Origin of the sequence: Pseudomonas sp. UBA6276, assembly GCF_002438365.1 — a bacterium.
Taxonomy (GTDB): Bacteria; Pseudomonadota; Gammaproteobacteria; order Pseudomonadales; family Pseudomonadaceae; genus Aquipseudomonas; species Aquipseudomonas coleopterorum.
Window position 1 is genome coordinate 22,434 of the sequence record NZ_DJUS01000182.1, and the last position, 445, is coordinate 22,878.

At 67.0% G+C, this 445-nt stretch carries 1 protein-coding gene; it reads left to right on the forward strand.

The genetic code is table 11. From position 1 onward, the window contains the following. A partial coding sequence (locus B2V21_RS20415) for an amidohydrolase family protein (RefSeq protein WP_286917868.1) occupies positions 1–445 on the forward strand: 445 nt, incomplete at both ends.

Consider the following 445-nt stretch of genomic DNA (forward strand, 5'->3'; position numbering starts at 1 on the left):
CCATGATCGGCGGCGGCACCGGACCGGCCACCGGCACCAACGCGACCACTTGCACCTCTGGCCCCTGGCACATGGCGCGCATGCTCCAGGCCGCCGATGCCTTCGCCATGAACATCGGCTTCACCGGCAAGGGTAATGCGAGCCTGCCCGAGCCGCTGATCGAACAGGTCAAGGCCGGCGCCATCGGCCTCAAACTGCACGAAGACTGGGGCACCACGCCTGCAGCCATCGACAATTGCCTGAGCGTGGCCGACCAGTACGACGTGCAGGTCGCCATCCATACCGACACCCTCAACGAGTCGGGCTTCGTCGAGACCACCCTCGCCGCCTTCAAGGGCCGCACCATCCATACCTACCACACCGAAGGGGCCGGCGGCGGCCACGCCCCGGACATCATCAAGGCCTGCGGCTTTGCCAACGTGCTGCCCAGCTCGACCAACCCGAC